This is a genomic window from Terriglobales bacterium, assembly GCA_035561515.1.
Taxonomy (GTDB): Bacteria; Acidobacteriota; Terriglobia; order Terriglobales; family Acidobacteriaceae; genus DATMXP01.
The window spans coordinates 57,546-78,071 of record DATMXP010000023.1 but is presented as its reverse complement, the minus strand read 5'-3'; the positions used below and the strand labels follow the sequence as shown (position 1 = coordinate 78,071).

General features: G+C 57.2%; 18 protein-coding genes. 7 read left to right on the top strand and 11 right to left on the bottom strand.

Annotated elements, in window-relative coordinates:
* Positions 1-11: 11 nt before the first annotated feature.
* The 3 genes from VN577_10670 to VN577_10660 form a co-directional block, all read right to left on the bottom strand.
* Positions 12-1,337 carry a TolC family protein gene (locus tag VN577_10670; protein ID HWR15285.1) on the bottom strand — a complete coding sequence of 442 codons (1,326 nt, stop codon included), beginning with the start codon at positions 1,335-1,337 and terminating at the stop codon, positions 12-14.
* 152 nt (positions 1,338-1,489) lie between these two features.
* Positions 1,490-2,458, bottom strand: a complete 969-nt coding sequence (locus VN577_10665) for a tetratricopeptide repeat protein (GenBank protein HWR15284.1) — start codon at positions 2,456-2,458, stop codon at positions 1,490-1,492.
* Positions 2,458-3,753 (bottom strand): efflux RND transporter periplasmic adaptor subunit, encoded by a 1,296-nt coding sequence (locus VN577_10660; protein ID HWR15283.1) that lies wholly within the window; start codon positions 3,751-3,753, stop codon positions 2,458-2,460. Before VN577_10660 ends, VN577_10665 begins: the two co-directional genes overlap by 1 nt.
* 162 nt (positions 3,754-3,915) lie before the next feature.
* Between VN577_10660 and VN577_10655 the strand changes: the two genes are divergently transcribed.
* The gene (locus VN577_10655) at positions 3,916-4,839 is read left to right on the top strand and encodes a YihY/virulence factor BrkB family protein (protein HWR15282.1); all 924 of its coding nucleotides are present in this window, start codon (positions 3,916-3,918) and stop codon (positions 4,837-4,839) included.
* 31 nt (positions 4,840-4,870) lie between these two features.
* On the opposite strand, the gene VN577_10650 is transcribed toward VN577_10655, so the two are convergent.
* From VN577_10650 to VN577_10635, 4 genes are all read right to left on the bottom strand, one after another.
* The gene (locus VN577_10650; protein HWR15281.1) at positions 4,871-5,353 is read right to left on the bottom strand and encodes a CoA-binding protein; all 483 of its coding nucleotides are present in this window, start codon (positions 5,351-5,353) and stop codon (positions 4,871-4,873) included.
* Between the two features lie 85 nt (positions 5,354-5,438).
* The gene (locus VN577_10645; GenBank protein ID HWR15280.1) at positions 5,439-6,587 is read right to left on the bottom strand and encodes a beta-propeller fold lactonase family protein; all 1,149 of its coding nucleotides are present in this window, start codon (positions 6,585-6,587) and stop codon (positions 5,439-5,441) included.
* 1 nt (position 6,588) lies between these two features.
* On the bottom strand, positions 6,589-7,638 hold the full coding sequence (gene aroF / locus VN577_10640) for a 3-deoxy-7-phosphoheptulonate synthase (protein HWR15279.1): 1,050 nt from the start codon (positions 7,636-7,638) through the stop codon (positions 6,589-6,591).
* A 97-nt stretch (positions 7,639-7,735) separates the two neighbouring features.
* Entirely contained in the window at positions 7,736-8,035 is a 300-nt protein-coding gene (locus VN577_10635; GenBank protein HWR15278.1) for a hypothetical protein, read from the bottom strand.
* Between the two features lie 100 nt (positions 8,036-8,135).
* Between VN577_10635 and VN577_10630 the strand changes: the two genes are divergently transcribed.
* Together VN577_10630 and VN577_10625 are read left to right on the top strand one after the other, a co-directional pair.
* Positions 8,136-9,074, top strand: coding sequence for a deoxyribonuclease IV (locus tag VN577_10630; protein ID HWR15277.1), 939 nt, complete (start codon positions 8,136-8,138; stop codon positions 9,072-9,074).
* 846 nt (positions 9,075-9,920) lie between these two features.
* A complete protein-coding gene (locus VN577_10625) occupies positions 9,921-11,132 on the top strand; it encodes an ATP-binding protein (protein ID HWR15276.1) in 1,212 nt (403 codons plus the stop codon).
* Positions 11,133-11,762: 630 nt separating this feature from the next.
* Here VN577_10625 and VN577_10620 read toward each other — a convergent pair.
* Positions 11,763-12,089: a GIY-YIG nuclease family protein gene (locus VN577_10620; GenBank protein HWR15275.1), complete on the bottom strand. Its 327-nt coding sequence runs from the start codon at positions 12,087-12,089 to the stop codon at positions 11,763-11,765.
* A 337-nt stretch (positions 12,090-12,426) separates the two neighbouring features.
* On the opposite strand from VN577_10620, the gene leuS reads away from it, so the two are divergent.
* Positions 12,427-15,141 carry a leucine--tRNA ligase gene (gene leuS / locus VN577_10615; protein ID HWR15274.1) on the top strand — a complete coding sequence of 905 codons (2,715 nt, stop codon included), beginning with the start codon at positions 12,427-12,429 and terminating at the stop codon, positions 15,139-15,141.
* Positions 15,142-15,461: 320 nt separating this feature from the next.
* On the opposite strand, the gene VN577_10610 is transcribed toward leuS, so the two are convergent.
* From VN577_10610 to VN577_10600, 3 genes are all read right to left on the bottom strand, one after another.
* Complete coding sequence (locus VN577_10610) at positions 15,462-15,662, bottom strand: cold-shock protein (protein ID HWR15273.1); 201 nt, start codon at positions 15,660-15,662, stop codon at positions 15,462-15,464.
* A 254-nt stretch (positions 15,663-15,916) separates the two neighbouring features.
* Entirely contained in the window at positions 15,917-16,522 is a 606-nt protein-coding gene (locus tag VN577_10605) for a thioredoxin family protein (protein ID HWR15272.1), read from the bottom strand.
* Between the two features lie 10 nt (positions 16,523-16,532).
* Positions 16,533-17,327 carry a protein-disulfide reductase DsbD domain-containing protein gene (locus tag VN577_10600; protein HWR15271.1) on the bottom strand — a complete coding sequence of 265 codons (795 nt, stop codon included), beginning with the start codon at positions 17,325-17,327 and terminating at the stop codon, positions 16,533-16,535.
* Between the two features lie 515 nt (positions 17,328-17,842).
* Between VN577_10600 and VN577_10595 the strand changes: the two genes are divergently transcribed.
* The 3 genes from VN577_10595 to VN577_10585 are packed head-to-tail and all read left to right on the top strand — an operon-like array spanning position 17,843 to position 20,495.
* On the top strand, positions 17,843-19,000 hold the full coding sequence (locus tag VN577_10595) for a 2-oxoacid:acceptor oxidoreductase subunit alpha (GenBank protein HWR15270.1): 1,158 nt from the start codon (positions 17,843-17,845) through the stop codon (positions 18,998-19,000).
* Complete coding sequence (locus VN577_10590; protein HWR15269.1) at positions 18,997-19,914, top strand: 2-oxoacid:ferredoxin oxidoreductase subunit beta; 918 nt, start codon at positions 18,997-18,999, stop codon at positions 19,912-19,914. The genes VN577_10595 and VN577_10590 overlap by 4 nt, the downstream gene beginning before the upstream one ends.
* The gene (locus VN577_10585) at positions 19,905-20,495 is read left to right on the top strand and encodes a 2-oxoacid:acceptor oxidoreductase family protein (GenBank protein ID HWR15268.1); all 591 of its coding nucleotides are present in this window, start codon (positions 19,905-19,907) and stop codon (positions 20,493-20,495) included. Before VN577_10590 ends, VN577_10585 begins: the two co-directional genes overlap by 10 nt.
* Positions 20,496-20,526: the final 31 nt, after the last annotated feature.

Below are 20,526 nucleotides of genomic sequence, written 5' to 3'. Positions count from 1 at the left end.
GCTCCGTTCAGCTACTTGGGCGCCCCTGCCCAGGCCTCCAACTCACCCGTCGCCCTCAACAATTGCAGTCGGGCTTTGTCATATTCAAAGCTGGTGTCCAGGTATTGGGAGTACTTGTCGCTGGCCTGGATGCGAGCAGTCGCGGCGTCTCGTGCTGTGACTACTCCGGAAGGCTGGTTGGGTTCGGTCGGAGCACCTGCTCCGGACTCGGCCCGAATCTGGGCAGCCTCAGCTTCTGCCTTCGCCAGTTCGTAGTCTAGTTGCGCGACCTGCTGGGCAGTTCCCAACTGCTTCACCGCCCGCTGCAACTTCAGGGTCTCAGCCGAGACCTGGCCCTTTACCGCGTCGGCCTGTTTTTTTGCCTTAAGCGCATCCGCATCGGCCTGCGCCGCGTGTGCCCGCTGCGCAAAATTCAGTAACGGCAATTTGATCGCGATCCCGACAGTCGCATTGTTGGTCTGGAATCTCTTGAAGTAGTCCTCGTAATTATTGAATTTCGCAAACATCGCGTATTGACCCACGAGATCGAATGACGGGTAAAGAGATTTCCATTCTCCCTTGGCCCTGATCTGTTGTGCTTCCGCGCGCTGTTGCGCCGCCTTCACGGCGCTACTGTTTTCCACAGCTCTCGAAGCCAGGTCCGCTTGCTGATCTACTTCCGGCAATGCTGGAATCGACTCAGTAATCGTGTCGATCGAATCCGCGGTGAGCCCGGTCAGTTGCGACAACCTGTTCCGCAACAGATCGGCATTTCCTTCCATCTCAGCGATCCGCATCCGCGTTCGTGCCGCCACCAGCTTCGACCGCGTCAGCTCCACCTGGCTATCAAGCCCCTGCTGTACGCGTTGAGCAACCAGATCTGCCAGCCGGTTGGCTTCTACTTCCTGCTCTCTCATCGACTTCAGCGAGGCCAGTACTCTGTCGAGCTGAATGTAAGTAGCCGACGCATCCAGGATGACGTCTTTACGCTGATCTTCCTTGCTGGTCGCCGCAGCATTCCATTCAAGCTTTGCCGACTTGATAAACTCACGCACCGCCGGATTGTAGAGAGATGACTGGTAGTTCACGTTGAAGATCGATGGCGCTGATCCCTCCAGGCTTAACGGATATCCGTACGAATACCCAAGACCTGAGCCGAGTACAAGGTTCGGCAGGTATGCATTCTTCGCTTCCTGGTAAGCCTGTTGGGCCTTCGACTGTTCGGCCGCGGCGATTCCCATCGCGGGGCTGTGCGCGACTGCCAACTCTATGACCCGCTGAAACGGAACCTGCTCTGCGCCCGCAACGATGCCGTAGCTCAACACAGAGACCAAGAGCAGTAATTTAGAACGGCGCATGAAGGACATTGCAGCACCTTCCAAACGAAAGAAATATGACTCGAACCAACTAAAGACGCCGAGTATAGCAACTTACGGTTGCGTGACTCGCGAATGACATTTGTAGAAACGGCAGGACCGAAGCCCTGCCGTGAAGCGTGATTCTGTTCGCACTATCGAAGCTTCTTCAGCGCATCGAGCGTTTCTCGATAGGTGCTCGCGAGCGCAAGGGAAGCGCGATATTCCTTCTCAGCTCCAGCCTTGTCGCCCATCTTTTCCTGGATACGCCCCAGCAACAAGTGGGCCATAAACGCCGGAGCTTCCTCGTTCATCGCGTTGGAGTTCAAATAACGGCGCACGAGATCGGCTGCCAATGGCAGGTTTCGCCCGGTCGTGTACAACATCTCGGCAGCGTCATATAGATCGTTGCTCCTGCGCTTCATATTAGGAGCCGTCGACTTGGCGATCGCGTCGTCGAACTCGGCCCAGCGGTTCGTGCGCCGGTAGAACGATGCCAGATTGTTCCAGTAGTCGGCGCTGGGCGAGAGCCGCAGGGCTTCCTTGTACTCACGCTCGGCCGTAGCGTTGTCTTTCTTCTTCTCAGCGATGCGCGCCAGCACCCAATGAGCACGCGCCGCATCCTGCTGCTCAATACGTTTTGACTCTGCCAATGCCCGATCGGTGCCGCCGCCCATGAATCCCGGAGCTTCAAGGTAGAACTCGGCGAGATCGGTGCGAGCCGCCACGTCGTTTGGGTTCAACTCCACCGCTTTTTGAAAGTTGTTGCGGATCTTGCCCACCATCCGCGCCGCGCTGAACGGATTAGCATCATCAGCCTTGCCGCCGTAAGCCCGTCCGAGCCACAGGTAGAAGTCGTACCGGTTGGAAGCCAATTGCACGGCTTTTTCGCCGTACGAAACGGAACGGTCCCAGTCCTTCAGGTGATAGTAGGCACGCGACAACAAGTGCTGCGCCTCGGCGTCATTGGGCGATGCTTGCAGGCGCGCATTCAAGGTATTGATCGCGTCATCTATCCGCCCGGCCTTGAGCAGGTCAGCAGCCGGAGTAGGCGACGCAAAGACACTTGCCGACAGTGCTACGGTCAGCAGGACAACACGAACGAATTTTGAAGTCAGTCCCATTACTTCTGTATTTCTACCGATAATCCATCTTTGAGATTTTGTGCTCCCACGGCGCCAAGTGCGACGACATCGCCTTCCTTGAGGCCACTGGTTACTTCTATTAACGTCATACTGGAGATGGAAGTTTCTATGTCTCGCCGAACCGTCCTGTTATTAACAACTTGGAAGACGTAACGTTTCGAGGCGTCCTGGTGGACGGCTTCGCGCGGGACCACGATTGCGTTCTCGTGGCGCGCGGTCATGATCACCGCCGAAACGTTCACATTCGGCAGCAACTTGCGGTCGCTGTTGTCCACCTCGCAGGTGACTTCGCCGACGGTGCGAGAGCCTTTCAGCACGACTGTGGTGGGGACGTGCGTGACAGTGCCTTCCCACGACCGGCCCGGCAGGGCATCCCACGTAACTCGGACTTTCTGCCCTGGCGCCAAACGGCCGATGTCTGGTTCGTCCACGAACGCACGAACCATCATCTTGCTCAGGTTCGCCACCTGGACCAGCAGGTCGCCTGCGTTCACGAATGCACCCAGTTTCGCGGGCATGGAATAAACCGTGCCGTTGACGGTGCTGCGGATATTCGTCTTATTGAGCAAATCCTGGGCAGCCGCATAGGACGCGCGCGCCTGCTCCAGCGCTGCTTGAGCACGCTGGCGATCCTCGTTCGAGTAGCGGCTTGTGGTTTTCTGCTCAAGGACGTTGACCTGAGACTGTGCATTGTTCAGCCGCGCTTCCGCGTCGCGAAGTTCCGCAACCGAAGCAGCGCCCGTTTGCTGCAGTCGCCGAACGGCTTCGAGGTTCCGCTGCGCGGCCTGAAATTCCGAACGCGCCCGGTTCAACTCCGCGCGGTTTGCCGTGACCTCTTCGCGCGATCCGCCTGCAGAGACAGCGGCCAGATCGGCTTCGGCGGCGCGAACCTGGGCCAATGCACGCGCGGCATCGGCACGGACGCTGGCGTCGTCAAGTTGCAACAAAAGCTGCCCAGCACGGACCTGATCGCCTTCTTTTACCAGCAGCTTCTTCACCGTAGTCGGGGAAGGAGCGTGCGCCTGCATTCCCGAAACTGGTTCAACCGTTCCATTTGTCGATATGGTGGCCGAAATCGGCTGGCGTTGAGCTTTCGCCGCCCGGATCAAAACGGTGCCGCCGCGCATGGAGAACGTAAGCCAGATCGCCACAATCGCGCCGACCACCAGAGCAGCGGAGATCCATTTCGACCTGCGGGTTTTAAGTGCTTTTTCTTCTTGCGTTTGCAGTGCCATCGTTATCAGGAAACACACGAACGGGAAAGTATAGCCCATTGGCTCTGAACCTCGTTCGCGCTGTTTCCAGCGTTCGTCCTGGTGACGCCAAATGTTACTAAGTGCTTAGATGTCCTGGGTTTTCAGTTTGCTTCAAGAGTCGCATCCTCTGCGATTGCAGATGCCATCCAACAACCCAAAGCTCTCGGTATTCGGGGTTCCATGTTTCGGGCCATTGGCTGCACTCTTAAGAAGACCTATCAGGACATCATGCGCAATCACACGATGGCGCTCGCAGCCGGCCTGTCGTATTACTTCGTGATGTCTCTGTTTCCGCTGCTGATCCTGGCGGCAGCGGTCGTCAGCTTTCTGCCGATTCCGAACCTTTTCGACCGGGTGCTCTGGGCGATGCAGACAGTCGTCCCAGCCGATAGCATGGGCCTGGTGCGAGGGATCATGAAGGACGTGATCTCGCCCAGCAAGGGCAGCTTCCTGACGATCGGCATTCTCGGCACGGTTTGGGCGGCCTCCGGCGGATTTGCCAGCCTTATTGAGGCACTCAACGTCGCCTACGACGTTCCCGAGACGCGACCGTTCTGGAAGACGCGGTTGCTCGCTGTTGGCTTAATGGTGGTGGTCGGCGGACTGCTAATCGGCGGTGCGGTCTCGATGTTCTTGGGGCCCCAATTCGGAGATTGGCTGGCCAAGAAACTACACCTGAGCTGGGTGTTTGCCGCAGTGTGGCCGTATCTGCGATGGGTACTCTCGATTGCTTTCACCGTACTCGCAGTCGAACTGATGTTCTACTGGGCGCCGAATGTGAAACAGCGCTTCCGAGCGACGCTGCCAGGCGCGCTGGTCGGCGTTGGTTTCTGGATTGCTGCGTCGTACGGCCTAGGGCTTTACTTCCAACACTTCGCACACTTCAACAAAACCTACGGTGCGCTCGGCGCGGCGGTGGCGCTGATGGTATGGCTCTACTGGTCGTGGTTCTTCATCTTGGCCGGGGCGGAGATCAACTCGGAACTTCTCAAGGCTGAGGGTCACGGCCGGCTTAGGTTGAAGCAGCCTCCACCAAAGGTGATCTTCGCACGGCCTGCATGGGAAGAAGACACCTCCGAGGACCAGGAACGCAAAGCAGCTTAAAGTTTTTACTTCGGATCCCCTTGTAACCAACTCACTTGCTTGGGTAGCGGCCCTTGATCTTGAAGATCAGGCGGTGGACCCAGTGGACGTGCCGAACAGGTGACAGATACATGAACGGACACTGGCCGGGGACGACCTCGATTCCATGGTCGCGACAGAACTGGACGGCTTCTTCGGATACGGAGCCCTGGGTCCGAGCGCCAGCGCGATACATCCAGACGTGCTTGACGCCGGCAGCGGCGCAGTCACGGACGACCGAGTTCGTAACCGAAGGCGACGTCAGGATGAGAGCAGCGTCGGGTGGAGGCTGAATCTCCTGAAGGCGTGCGAAGCAGCGCTGGCCGAATATTTCTGAAACGGCAGGATTTATGGGGAAGACTTCGTGGCCGCGCTGACGAAGTTCTTCGAGGAGGGATTTGCCAATGTCTTGAGGTTGTCGGGAGATTCCGACGAGGGCAATCCGCTTTTGCGAGAGGAAGGATTCGATGGTGTTCAGGGAGACGTTGGCCGGCATGGGGCCTCCTAGTCCGATAGCATCGCCGAAGTTACCGTTGCAGTCTGTGATCTTGAACGCTGGCGATGGAGGAGACTGAGGATGACTATTTCGTGGTGAATGCTTTCACTGCAATGCCGTTTGGCTGCATACCTACGGGAATCATGGTGACCATGGCTCGGTCGGCGCTGATCTTGGAACTGCCGGGAAGTTTGGTGATGCGGAGGACGGCGGCGTCGCCCGACGCGGTATTCACGGTGATGACGAATTTTTCGTTTCCAGTGAGCGCGATGGAGTCGGGACGTGAGCCGGTGGGAAGCGAGCCTAGAACACGGCCGATGTCGATGCCGTAGATCGAAACAGTGTTTGAGCCGAGGTTGCTGACGTAAAGCGTGGTGTTATCGGTGCTGACGATGGCGTTCGCGGGATTGCTGCCGATGAGGAAGGTCTGGCCGATTTCGTTGGCGGCGGTTTCGATCACCGAGATGCTTGACGAATCGAAGTTGCAGACGAAGATTTCGCCTCCATCTGGCTTCATCACCATGCGAACCGGAGTTTTGCCGACATCGAGAAGCGTGAGCAGACGATCGTTTTTTAGGTCAATGGCCGCTACCTGCGAGGAAGCACTGCACGCTACGAAGGCCTTGCTTGCATCGGGAAGAATGACGATATCTTCGGGAGCCTGGCAGACAGGCAGCGTGGCCCGGACGGAGAGCTTGGTTCCATCGATGATGGAGACAGTGTTGTCCTGACGGTTGGAAGCGACGGCGACGGTTCCATCCTGCGATACGCGCGCAAGTCCGGGAGCAGCGCCCACCGGAATGGTCGCAGCGACTTTGCGTTGCTCAAGATCGAGCACGGAAACGTTCGAAGAGCCCGAGTTCGCGACGTAAGCGCGCTTGCCATCATCCGAAACGGAGATGTAGTACGGCGCGCGATGAACGCCTACAGTAGCTACGACTTCGTTCTTCTCGGCGTCGATAAAGCTGACGTTGTTCGACTCGGTATTGACGACATACACTTCGTTCTTCGCGGGATTGACGACGACGCCGGTGGGATTCTGTCCGACCTTGAGAGTCTTTATGTTCTGGAAGGTGGTGAGGTCGAGCACGGAGACGGTGTCGCTTCGTCCGTTGGTGACGTAGCCGAACTCGTGATATCCCGCGGGGTAGGTGAGTCCCTTACGACGGCATGCTGCGCCGAGGCAGAGCGCGGTCGCGAGGAGAACAAGGAACAACTTACGTGTGACTTTCAACTTAATCTGCCGATGTGGACTGGACAGCACCTGAATATACAGTGCGACCCACGACAGCAGCAATCTGGCGGATCTCATGCATGAGTTGATCGAACTGATCCGGGTAGATGGATTGTTGCCCGTCGGATAAGGCGCGGTCGGGATCGTTATGGACTTCGATGATCAACCCATCGGCGCCGACAGCGGCTGCGGCGCGGGAAAGCGGAATGACCTTGTTGCGTTTGCCGGTTCCATGGCTCGGATCGGCGATGATAGGCAAATGGCTCAAGCGCTGAACTGCAGGCACGATGCTGAGGTCGAGCGTATTTCGGGTGTGGTCGGTGAATGTCCGCACGCCACGCTCGCAGAGTACGACGTTGTAGTTGCCTTCGCTCATGATGTACTCGGCGCTCATGAGTAACTCTTCCAGCGTCGCGGAGATGCCGCGCTTCAGCAGGACGGGTTTGCGGGCGCGTCCAGCACGCTTGAGCAGGGAATAGTTCTGCATGTTGCGGGCGCCGATCTGGATGACGTCGGCATACTTCTCAACGAGCTCGAGCGATTCGTTATCGACGGCTTCGGTGACGATCAGGAGGCCGAACTTGTCGCGGACTTCGGCGAGGATTTTGAGGCCTTCTTCGCCTTTTCCCTGGAACGAATACGGCGACGTGCGAGGCTTGTATGCGCCACCGCGGAAGAATCGCGCTCCGGCACGAGCTACACGCTCCGCGACCGCAAACGTCTGTTCGCGGCTTTCCACTGAACAGGGGCCAGCGATGATGGCCAATTCGTGACCGCCGATGGTTGCGTCACTGTTCGGGAAGTTAATGACGGTGTTGGAATCCTTCGCGTCGCGGCTGACCAATTTATACGGTTTGGAGACGCGAATGACTTCCTGCACGCCTTCCATGTCGTCGAGGCCGATTTCGACGGAGCCCTGGTTACCGGTGATTCCGACGGCGGTGCGCTGAGCGCCAGGAATGGCGTGTGCGCGAAATCCGGCTTTTTCGATCTTCGCGCAGACGGCACGGACCTGTTCCTCCGTGGCATGAGCCTGCATTACTACAAGCATGAAAACCCCTCGAGCACGGGAAGAAACCCGCGTCTACGATGACCTTTGGAAACTAATTAGTCTAACGGTCGTTCGAATGCGGGGCAAATGGGAAACTTCAGTCGCTGGCCATTGCTCTTTGAGTGCGTCCGAAAGCGGCCTTGTCGGCGGCGCGCGAGGACTCGGAAGTGGTGCGCATCCAGCGCTCGGTTTCCTTCATGGCGCAACCTGCTCCGCAGAGATGAACGACATCAGGATGACGAGCCATGAGTTCCGACCAGGGCAGGAGCTGGAACTTGGGCTTCGGGGCCTCGACGTCGCTGGGCTGAACGGTTTCGACCCAGGCGATCCACCAATGGTCGACATCACCCTTGGCCTTGCCACAGATATTGCAGGTAAACGATTCGGTCCACGTCATACAGAAACCAGAGTTCCTCGGAGGGCAATAGTTTGAGGGCAAGGCGAGCGTTTGGCAACAGGCAAGAATGACCAATCCTTGTGCAAAAATGAGATCCAGGATGGCGAAATTCGAAAAGGACATTCTGAAGCTGATTCCGGCGCCGAAGCAGCGGCCGAAGGTGACGTCGCGGCGGATCGGGATTCATACGTCCACGGCCGGCGGGGTGGAGAATGCGGCGGAGAGGGCGTATCGGCTGGGGTGCAATGCGCTGCAGGTGTTCTCGTCAAGTCCGAGGCAGTGGAAGCCGTACGAACTGGATGCCTCGCAGTGCCGGGTGATGACCAGTTTGCGCCAGAAGTACGACCTGAAGCCGCTGGTGATCCACGCGAATTACCTGATCAATGCGTCGGCGGTGAACCCGGTGTTCCTGGAGAAGTCGATTCATGCGTTCCGTGGCGAGATCGAGCGGGCGCTGGCGCTTTGTGCCGAGTACCTGGTGTTGCATCCGGGATCGTTTCGCGGGATGACACGGGAAGAAGGACTCGTGCGGGTGATCGAGAGCCTGAGCGCCGCGGCGGATGGACTGGATCTGAGGAAGGCCGGGTTGACGATCCTGATCGAGAACACGGCGGGAGCGGAGTATTCGCTGGGGGGATCGTTCGAACAGGTCGCGGTTCTGGTCGAGCACCTGGCGAAGGAGATCCCAGTCGGCGCGTGCATTGATACATGCCACACGCATGTCGCGGGATACGACATCACGACCAAAGAGGGCTTTGCGGAAACGATGTCGAGGCTGGACGACACGGTCGGCCTCGACCGCGTGAAGGTCTGGCACTGCAATGATGCGAAGGCGGCACGAGGGTCGAAGCTGGATAGGCATCAGCATATCGGGCAGGGAATGATTGGGCTGGAGCCGTTCCGGTGGTTGCTGAATGATCCGAGGACAAAGCACGCGGCGTTTATTGCGGAGACGCCGATTGATGAGCCGCTGGATGATTTGAAGAATGTGGAGGCGCTGAAGTCTTTGGTGAGCACGCGACGGCGCGCCGCAAGCTAGACGATGAGGGTGCTACCCCCTCCCCCCCTGTTTTCGCTCCAAATAAGAAAACAAAGCACTTACGCGAGGGAAGGGCCGTCCATATATGATTCCAAAGGACTTATAAGTCCTTTGGAATCATATATGTAGAACTCGTATAACATTCCAAAGAACTTACAGGTCGCATATAACATAACAAAGGAGTTAACTGCCGGCCGGCGGTTTTCAGCGGGATCCAAGGCTCCACGAAGAGGGCGCGAAGGGGCAGAGAGACCCACATCTGCGAAAGTAGTGGAATCCCACATCCCCGATAGGAAGGCAGATATGGGGCACCGCTTAGTCGAAATTTCAAAGAACAGCTTGGGATGGCCGCCAAAAATGCGGCCTATATTCATGTTAGCAGTTCGGGTAGGTGGGAGCGTGCGCGCGGAAGTTGGGAGTTCGTTTGGAATCAGCGGATTAGCGCCAGCGATAAATAAAGTTCTTGACAGGGGAAGAACGGTCGTTGGTTGTTGGCCGTTGGTCGTCAGGAATTCCCCAAATGGGAGAGAACGGTCGCTCGGCGTTGGTCGATAGCCGTTGGCAAAGCGAGGGGTACGCAAACCATTTCGGTGACATGGAAGTCACCAAGCGTGACCCGCCAGCACCTTTTATGTAGGGTGACGCGAAACAGTGTGCATCCTAACGGGTTAGGTCAATTGGGCGGAGTCACGACATACGCGCCAATATCGGCCAACTTTGAGTTCGTTTTATTAGCGCGTTGACGGGCGCTGCCCAGGAAGCTAGCCTACGCAACCTCAGGGGTCACCGCGACTTCGGCTGTTCTAAGAGAACCAGTCCTTAGTGATCGCTGGGATCGGAGCTTACATGTCATCCGACTCCCGCTCGTCTTCGGTCGGACCGACCGGAGAGACCGTGCGCGTACGGGCGATATCGAGCCGGTTGCCGAAGAGCCCTGTGCAAGGCCTGCGCGCAAAGATACGCATCGGCGGATATTCGATCGCGATCATCTCGGTATTGTTCGCACTGCTGCTGCGATTGGCGGTAGATCCGTGGCTGGGCGATCAGAGCCCATACCTTCTGTTCGTGATTGCCGTAGCAATCACGGGCCTGTATGCGGGGGTCCGTCCTGCGTTGGTGGCAGGAGCATTGGGCACGGTTGTTGCCTATTTCTGTTTTGTACCACCGAGATCCGAGTGGGGATTCGCCGGGGTCAGCGATGCGGTTGGGTTTGGCGTTTATGTGTTCGTTGTGTTCGGGGTGATTCTCCTTGTCCATGCCCGCATACGGGCGGCACAAAAGGGCGAAGAACATCGGATGCAGGCAGAAGAGACCCTGTTGAGAACCGAACGACTCTCAGCGTCGTGGCAAATGGCTTCCATGCTGGCGCATGAGATCAATAATCCTCTTGCTGCTCTGACTAATGTCATGTTCCTGCTGAACGAGCAGCCTCTCGACTCGCGTTCACAGGAACTGTTGGCCGCGGGAACGGATAACCTGAATCGTGTCATCCGCATTTCACGCATGACTATGGGCTTCTTCTTCGAGAAGGATGTCCAGCTTCCAGTGCGCCTTCGCGATATCGTTGATGAAGTCGCCGCCACCTTGAACTCGGCGGAATGCTTTAAGAACATTCAATGTACGCGCGAATTTAGAGCTGATCTTAAGATCATCGCCTCCCCACTGAAGATGAAACAGTTGATTGCAAGCCTGTTGACGAATGCCATGGAATCCGGCGCCGACAAGGTTTGCATTCGGGTTGAACTTGGAACCGAGAGACGTTCCCCAGGAAGGACCGGGGCCCGTATCACTGTCGGGGACAACGGTCGGGGAATTCCGCCCGAGTTGCGCGAGCGTGTTTTTGAGCCATTCTTCACTTCGAAATCAGAGAAGGGCACAGGTCTTGGACTATGGGCAACGCGTGCCATCGTCTTGAGAAATAACGGCTCGATCAGCCTTCGCAGCGCTGTTAGCGGCGCAAAAAAGGGCACGTCTGTCTCCGTGTTCCTGCCGGTGAACGTTTCGGAAACGCTCACGGTCCCCCTTAATCTCAGGCGAGCAGGGCGAGCGGCGAAATGAACTGTCGGGCCGCTCAGCAAAAAGGTGGGCGTTCGTGCGAATCATCGGGAACGGAAAAGCATAGCCGCTCCAGGACTGACGAGACTGGTTAGAGTAGAGGTTTTGGTAGCGTGCCCGTCGTGAACGCGACCGTGAAAACAAATCAAAGGCAAGCCCTGCAGGTTGGAAGTCCGGTAGTAGCTCCCAGGTTAACGCGCAAAGAACGCGCGCGAACCTGGGGCACGGAAACTGTTTCCATGACATGAAAATCGCGAAACCTAGGCCACCAGCCCTGAGAAGTTGTGGTGTCGGTAGGGATTCCTCCTCTTCGGCTTCGCTCAGAGTCGGAATGACAAAGGGGAGAGCGGTGGTGGACCTGTAGAGCTGTGGTCGGGTGTGAATCCTAGGCCTGAGAAGTTGTGGTTGAGGTAGGGATTCCTCCTCTTCGGCTTCGCTCAGAGTCCGGGAGAGTGGTGGTGGCGCTTGGAGACCTGTGGCCGTGTGTGCATCCTGGCCTGAGAAGTTGTGGTGACGATAGGGATTCCTCCTCTTCGGCTTCGCTCAGAGTCGGAATGACAAAGGGGAGAGCGGTGGTGGACCTGTAGAGCTGTGGTCGGGTGTGCATCCTGGGCCCGAAAGTTGTGAATACCCTTACCCCACATCAGGACGTTTCAGGAACACGAGCTTTTCGAAGTCTTTGCTCAAGTCGCGCCAACTTGGATTTATGCTTTCGATTAGAGCGACCTTCTTCTCTCGCCTCCACTTCTTGACTTCCGTCTCCCTCGCGATTGCATTGAGGATGTAGTTGTGTTCTTCGTAGTAGACGAGGCGGTCCACATCGTACCTGCGCGTGAACACCGAGCCTATGCCCTGTTTGTGTTGTTTCGACCGGGCATACACGTTATTCGACACTCCGACGTACAACGTTCCACTTGAACTCACCATGATGTAAACAAAGAACAGATAGGCGCGAGGCATGCTTGACCTTAGCCACTGGCGGCGTACTTCGCTGTGACTGAGAGCACGCCGTAACGGTAGGGATATCTCCGCCTCACTTCGTTCGGCGTCGACATGACAAATGGAGGTGCGGGTTGAATCACAAAAAGTTTTCGTTTCACTCAGAATCAGAACTACAAAAAGGGCGTTAGATGGAAAACGGGCGTCGCCCTCCGGGGCTGGGAGGAGAATGGGGCGGAGTTGTCCCAGCGCTACGCGCTGGGCAGAAAGCGTTGCGCCGCTCCGCGGCTGACCTATCCTGTAAAATCAAGTATTCACCGCACATCGTTATTTCTAACTGTGCGCGGACGCAATCATCATGTCTAAGAAGAAGAGCAACGACCCTGTTGAGCAGGTAAAGGAAAACATTAAGGAATTTGTCGAGCAGGTCAAGGAAGACGTTGACCAGGTGATGACCGAGCTTGGGTTGAAGGAGCCGCACATTCCGAGCGACGGAGATGCTGCGCCTGTGGCGACTGTGCCGGCTTCGACTATGCCGGCTTCGGGCAACGGAGGCGAGCCGCGTCGCGATGACGACAATCGCTACGACCACAAGACGGTGGAAGAGAAGTGGTCGGCGGCGTGGGCGTCGGATTCGACTATCTATGCGGCGGAGAAGGCGTCGTCGAAGAAGAAGTTCTACGTGTTGGAAATGTTGCCGTATCCCTCGGGCGCGCTGCACATGGGGCACGTGCGCAATTACGCCATCGGCGATGCGCTGGCGCGCTTCATGTGGATGCAGGGTTACAACGTGCTTCATCCGATGGGATGGGATTCGTTTGGGCTTCCGGCGGAGAATGCAGCCATCAAGAACAATACGCCTCCGCGTCAGTGGACGCTGTCGAACATCGCGAACATGAAGGCGCAGATGAAGCGCCTGGGGTTCGCGTATGACTGGGACCGCGAAGTCACGACATGTTTGCCTGACTACTATCGGTGGAACCAGTGGTTCTTCCTGAAGCTGTACGAGAAGGGGTTGGCGTACCGAAAGAAGAGCAAGGTGAACTGGTGTCCGGAGTGCGCGACCGTACTTGCGAATGAGCAGGTGGCGGGCGGTTTCTGCTGGCGTCACGAAACGACTCCGGTGCAGCAGAAGGAGTTGGAGCAGTGGTTTGTGCGGACGACGAACTACGCCGAGGAGTTGTTGCAGGGGCTCGACAAGCTTGAGGGCTGGCCGGAGAAAGTCCGGACGATGCAGCGGAACTGGATTGGCCGGAGCGAGGGCGCGCTGGTGGACTTCGGAGTGGAGGACATTCCGGAGGCGAAGATTACGGTCTTCACGACGCGTATCGACACGATCTTCGGCGCGACGTCGGTGCAGTTGGCGCCGGAGCATCCGCTGGTTAGCGAGTTGGTTGGGAATGATCCGGAGTTGCACGCGAAGGTTGAAGACTTGTTGGCGGAACAGCGCAGGGCGAAAGAACGCGGCGATGTGGGTGCCATCGAGAAGCATGGCGTGTTCACGGGTCGCTTTGCGCTGAACCCGTTCAACCAGGAGAAGGTGCCGATCTGGATTGCGAACTACATCCTGATGGACTACGGCACGGGCGCGATTATGTCGGTGCCGGCGCATGACGATCGCGACTACGAGTTCGCGAAGAAGTACGGCATTCCGATTCGGGTCGTGATTCTGCCGCGTCGTGAAGGCGAACCGCCGGAGGCTGGGGAAGCAGAGAGCCCGGTGCTGCCGTTTGTCGGCGAAGACAGCTTGCTGATGAATTCCGGCGAGTACAGCGGTATGGCTTGCCTGGAAGCGCAGAAGAAGATGGCTGCCGATGCGGAGAAGGGCGGATTCGGTAAGGCAGCGATTACGTATCGGTTGAAGGATTGGGGTATTTCGCGGCAACGGTATTGGGGCACGCCGATCCCGATGATCTATTGCGCAAAGTGCGGCGTGGTGCCGGTGCCGGAGAACCAGTTGCCGGTGTTGTTGCCGGAGAACGTGAACATCACGTTGCAGGGCGGGTCTCCGCTGGAGCGGGTGCCGGAGTTCATGAATACCACGTGTCCGAAGTGCGGCGAGAAGGCTCGGCGTGAGACGGACACGATGGATACGTTCGTGGATTCGTCCTGGTATTTCTATCGCTACACGGATGCGCACAACGGTCGCGCGCCGTTCGACAAGCAGGTGGTGGACTACTGGTTCCCGATTGATCAGTACATCGGCGGAGTGGAGCACGCGATTCTGCACCTCATCTATTCGCGCTTCTGGACGAAGTTCATGCGCGATTTGGGTATGTGCTCGAACGACGAGCCGGCGCAACGCCTGTTCACGCAGGGCATGGTGATCAAGGGCGGCGCGAAGATGTCGAAGAGCCTAGGGAATACGGTGTCGCCGGACGACATGGTGGCACGTTATGGGGCCGACGCGACGCGTATGTATGTGTTGTTTGCGGCGCCTCCGGATCGCGACCTCGACTGGCAAGATGCGGGGATCAACGGCACGTACAGCTTCGTGAATCGTGTGTACCGGTTTGTGGTGAAGTATGGGTCGGCGAAGGCGGGTACGGTTCCGGCTGAACTGGCTCCGGAAGCGCGTCATTTGCAGCGCAAGCTTCACCAGACGATCAAGCGCGTGACCGACGAGTTGCAGGGTCGCTGGCACTTCAACACGTGCGTGTCGGCCATCATGAGCTTCATGAACGAGCTTTACGGGGCGGAAGACGCGATTGCGAAGGGACTGGTGCCTCCTGCGTTGTTGGCGGAACTTCAGCGGAATTTGGTGTTGATCCTTGCACCGTTTGCGCCGTATCTTGCGCACGAGTTGTGGGAGAAGGTTGGCGATGGGACGGCGCTGTTGCGTCATCCGTGGCCGAAGTTCGATCCGGCACTCGCGAAGGAAGATGAGATCGAGATCGCGGTACAGGTGAATGGCAAGGTGCGCGGGCGTGTGGTTGTCCCGGCGGATGCGCCGGAGGATCAGGTGCGCTCGGCGGCCCTGGCAGATCCTAAGGTTGCGGCGGCAATGGAAGGGAAGCAGTTGGTGAAGGCAGTCGTGGTGCCGGGAAGATTGGTCAACGTGGTGGTGCGCTAGTTGGCAGCACCTCGTTGCTTTGCTGCATCGTAATAGACATGGCAGAGCAACGAACGATTCGTGATCCAATCGCGTTCAGCTCAAAAGCGGCACAGTGTCCAAACTGTTTCTCGTTTAATCATCCGGAATACCTGCCGGAAAAGAAGAAGCAGCTCCAGGAAACCGGCCTATTGTTAACCTGTGCCGTATGCGGAACGCCATATCCTTCGGCGACGATGCCGCAGGCGGCTTAAAGCATCGTTCGTCGCGATTTTCTAACAAGCAGCAAAAAGGGCAGCCAATGAAGGCTGCCCTTTTTTACAGAAACTTTCGGATCTCGATTAGAGAACCTGAACGTTTTCTGCCTGGAGACCCTTGGGTCCGCGGACGACGTTGAATTGCACCGACTGGCCTTCCTGCAAGCTACGGAAGCCTTTCGACTGGATAGCCGAGAAATGCACGAAAACGTCCTCACCGCTCTGACGAGTGATGAAGCCAAAGCCTTTGGCGTCGTTGAACCACTTTACTGTTCCTTGTTCCATGTTGCTAAACACCTTCAAATCTCTTGAATTTACGCTGGTTAGAATCGGAGGGTACTCGAGGCAGAAACTCTGAGGAGAGAAACGTGCTCACGACCGCTTCTTACAAACGCACCCATAAGATACAACAACTATGGTGATAGTTGCTAGGGAAAAGGTGCGATCGGCAAAATTTACACATTGAAAACAAAAGACTTAGCGGTAGTTTGGTTACCTCCGGTTACAGGTTTTCGCCTAGTTCGCTATCCGAGGTCCGCTTAGTTCGCGTACTTTACCGAGCAGCCATAAGGCGAGGTACTGGCCGTGGTGACTGGTTTGCCAGACATTGCTTCTGTCAATGCCGCCGAGACGTAGTTCTTCGCTGAAGAGACGTCAGACTGATCCGTGGTGGGCTTATTATCGATAGCGCCCGCGTAGATGAGCTTTCCTTGCGGATCAATGATGTACATGTGCGGCGTCGTCTTGGCACCGTACAGCTTCCCAACTGTACCTTTCTCATCGATCAAGGCCGCAGTTGGGGAAGCATTCTGTTTCTTGAGGTAGGCGTTTTCCTCCTGCGCGCTCACGTGGCCCTGCTGGCCCGGCGCAGACGACAGAACTGTGAGCCAGACTACTCCCTTGCCAGTCCATTCCTTCTGCAACTTCTGCATATTGCCGCTGGCGTAGTGTTTCACGGTGTAAGGACAGCCCTGGTTGGTCCACTCGAGGACAACGTACTTGCCTTTGAAGTCGGAGAGCTTGTGGGTTCTTCCGTTGCTGTCGACTGCGGTGAAATCGGGTGCGGCATCTCCCGGCTTGACGGCCGCAAATGAAAGAGCGGTGAGTGCAAGTGCGGTGATGATAGTCGCGAGGGACCGCTTCATCTTTGTCCTCCTACTTCTTGATGGGGATATTGACGGCGTAGGCATTGGATCCGTCGAGCACAAGTACTCCCTTGAGCGCTGGGGCGGCGGTCGAGCCAGAGTCGCGTTTTAAAGCAAGCTGCGACCGAACAGAAGTAGCGGAGAGTTTTTGCGGAGCAGCGTTTTCGATGATCTGCTGTTCCAGGGGAAAGAAGAAAGCCTCGCTCACCTTCGCGCCCGGCATGAAGTTCAACAAAAGTTGCGCAGGGTTGCGCATCACGTTCATCTTCCAGTCCGCGGGAACGGCTTTAGGAAGCTTTGCCTTTGCGTCGGCAATTATCTGCTTGGCGTCATTGTTAGGAACCGCTGCCGGCCCGATCCGCAACGGGAGGGTAGCGGTGGTTTTTTGTGGTACGCAGATGTCCTTGCAGACCAACCAACTTAGATTTGCGGTTAATTGCATGTTGCCAGGCTTGGCAGAAGTTGGGACTTTTATGCGAGTCAACAAGGTGACGGCGTCGTGATAACCGTAGTCGACGCCAGCGGGACTCTCCATACGCGAGGGCGCGGGCCACTCAATGGGACCAGCAGTCCATCCTGAAGGAAGCACCCATTGCACTTTGGGGGGCTCGCCGGAATCGCCCGGGTTAGCCCAATAGGTGTGCCAGCCGGAAGGAAGTTGAAAACGGATGCCGACCCAAACGGTAGATCCGGGTTTTGCCGCGGACTGATCGGAGATGAGTGATACCAGGGTTGGCGGCGCCTGCGCACAGGCCACCACCGCTATGCCAAACAGCAGAAACAGGAGCAAGCCACGTTTGAGCATGCGTAGATTCTAAACTCCTCCGACGCGAACATTTGAAATCGGGGCTGAATACCGCATTTGAGGCGGTGTTGCCCATATCTCACATGACGTTGTGATGTTCGTCATACCCCCGAATGACATGCTCCAAGCACAATCAAGAACAAGGGGAGCGTTCCCAGCAATCTCCTAAACGGAAGCGTTTTACGCCGGATGACTTTGTGATCCGGGGGACGCGAATTGAACTAGCCAGACACGTTTGCCCAAGGCCTTAGCCGTGACGCAGGCGTTTGAGGAAGCAATGCCAAAGGGAACCGTAAAGATCGAAGTCGAACGTTGTAAAGCCTGTGGTTTTTGCGTCGAATTTTGTCCGACGCATGTATTAGCACTTTCCTCCGCATTCAACTCCAAGGGTTACCATCCGCCGCATGTCGTAGATCCCGAGAAGTGTAGTGGCTGCGATCTATGCGGCATGTACTGCCCCGACTTCGCTATCCATGGACACAAGGTAGCAGCGGGCAAAGCCGGAGACACAAGGAATGAAAGCTGATCCAAAGGGCGTCCTGACGGGCGTCCATTTCATTGACGGAGACCACGCATGCTGTGAAGGAGCACTGGCAGCAGGGGCGCGGTTTTCCGCTGGATATCCAATTACGCCGTCAACGGAAGTCGTTGAGCGGTTCGCTGCCCGTATTCCAACCATCGGTGGGACGTTCATCCAGATGGAAGACGAACTGGCGGCTTCGATCTGCCTGCAAGGCGCGGTCTGGGGCGGAGCGAAGGCGTTTACAGTGACCTCGGGGCCGGGCTTTTCGCTGATGATGGAGCATATCGGCTACGCCGCCATGACGGAAACGCCGTGCGTGTTTGTGAACGTGCAACGCGGCGGACCTTCGACGGGCTTACCGACACTTCCAGCACAGGCCGACATGATGCAGGCACGCTGGGGTTCGCATGGCGACTACGGCATCATCGCGTTGTCGCCGAACTCGCCGCAGGAGTGCTTTGACCTGACGGTGAGAGCGTTCAATCTCTCGGAGAAGTACCGTGTCCCGGTAATGTTCATGATGGACGAAGTGGTGGGACACATGACCGAGAAGGTGGTGATTCCCGAGGCCGACAAGATCGAAGTGGAGCCACGGAAACACACGACGAAGACTCCACGCGATTACAGGCCTTACGAGCCGGATGAGCTTGGCGTGCCGGAAATGGCGCATGCAGGCGAAGGATACCGTTTCCACGTAACCGGACTGACGCACGATGAACGTGGTTATCCGGCGATGACGCCAGAGACACAGGACCGGCTGGTAAAGCGGCTGATTTCGAAGATTTCGAACAACGTCGACGACATCGCGATGTGGGAAGAGGACGGCCTGGAAAATGCCGACGTCGTGGTGGTGTCGTACGGGATCACCTCGCGCGTGGCACAGAGAGCAGTCGACCTGGCGAGGGCGCAGGGCCTGAAAGTCGGGAAGCTGCGGCTGATCACGGTTTGGCCGTTCCCGGAAAAGAAGATCAAGGAACTGGCGCCGAAGGTGAAGGCGTTCGTGGTACCCGAGTTGAACCTGGGCCAGATCAAGTACGAAGTAGAACGTGCCGCGGATGGAAAAGCGAAAACGATCCTGGTTGGACATGCGGGCGGAAGCGTGCATCGTCCGGAGAGAATTCTTGAGGCGATCGTGGAGGGAGCGCGATGACAATGATGATTGCAAATCCGGTAGAGCAATTTCTGCGCAGCGATCGCATGCCGCACATCTGGTGTCCCGGGTGCGGAATTGGAACGACGGTAAATTGCTTTACGCGCGCGCTGCTGGATTCCAAGGTTGACCTGGATAACGTGGCGATCGTAAGCGGTATCGGTTGTTCCGGGCGCGTAGCGGGCTACGTGAAACTCGATTCATTCCACACTACGCATGGCCGCGCGATTCCGTTTGCGACGGGCATGAAGCTGGCAAACCCGAAGCTGAACGTGGTTGTGTACTCGGGTGACGGCGACCTGAGCGCGATTGGCGGCAATCACCTGATCCACGCGGCACGCCGCAATGTGGACATCAAGGTGATCTGCGTTAATAACCTGATCTATGCAATGACGGGCGGCCAGACGGCTCCGACGACCCCGTCGGATGTGATCACTTCCACGAATCCGTACGGAACCTTCGATCCGACGTTTAACCTGCCTCATCTGATGGAAGCGGCGGGCGCGGTTTACGTCGCACGCTGGACCACTTACCACGTTCGGCAGATCACTCGATCGGTACAGGAAGCTTTCGCAAAGCCGGGCTTCAGCTTCATCGAAATTCTTTCGCCATGTCCGACGCTCTACCAGCGCCGAAACCGCATGGGCGACGGACTGGATACGATGAAGTTCTACAAAGAGAAGAGCAAGGTCAAGCACGGCGCACCGACGAACGAAGTTGGGCTGACGAAGAGCGGGGAGATCATCGTGGGCAAGTTCGTTGATCGCCAGCGCCCGCACTTCAACGACATGATGCGCGAACAGATGCAGCACTCGCTGGGCGACCGTTACGTGGACGAAGTGGCAGCGAATCTTTCGCTGGACGGCGGATGCAGCGACGGCGGCTGCGGAATTGGGGAATCGTCATGCAATTAACGGAAATCCGGGTCGCAGGTTTTGGCGGACAAGGTGTAATTCTGGCGGCGGCGGTGATCGGGAAAGCGGCGTCGATCTTCGAAGGTGGCTTCTCGACGATGACGCAGAACTTTGGTCCGGAAGCTCGCGGCGGAGCTTGTAGCGCGCAGGTGATCACGTCCGATCAACCGGTGCTCTATCCCTATGTGACAAGCCCCGACATTCTTGTGGTGATGTCGCAGGAGGCGTACTCGAAGTTTTCGCCTGAAGTGAAGCCGAAGGGAATGCTGATCATTGAGCAGGACCTGGTGCGGATCGGCAATGTGCCGGAAGGCACGCGGATCTATAGCTGTCCGGCCACTCGCATCGCCGAAGAACTCGGCAAGCGCATGGTGCTGAACGTGGTGATGGTCGGTTTCTTCGCGGCTGTGAGCGGGACGTTGAAGCCGGAGTCTCTACGCGAAGCGGTGCTGGATTCGGTGCCGCCAGCCTTCAAGGAACTGAATGCGAAGGCTTTCGAAGCAGGCTACAAATACGGAACCGAACATCCGGAAGCCATGCCTCAGCATGCAACCTCGCATGCACTGGAAGTTGAAGTTTAGTCGTATCCCCTTGTGCAACAGCCCGGCTGAG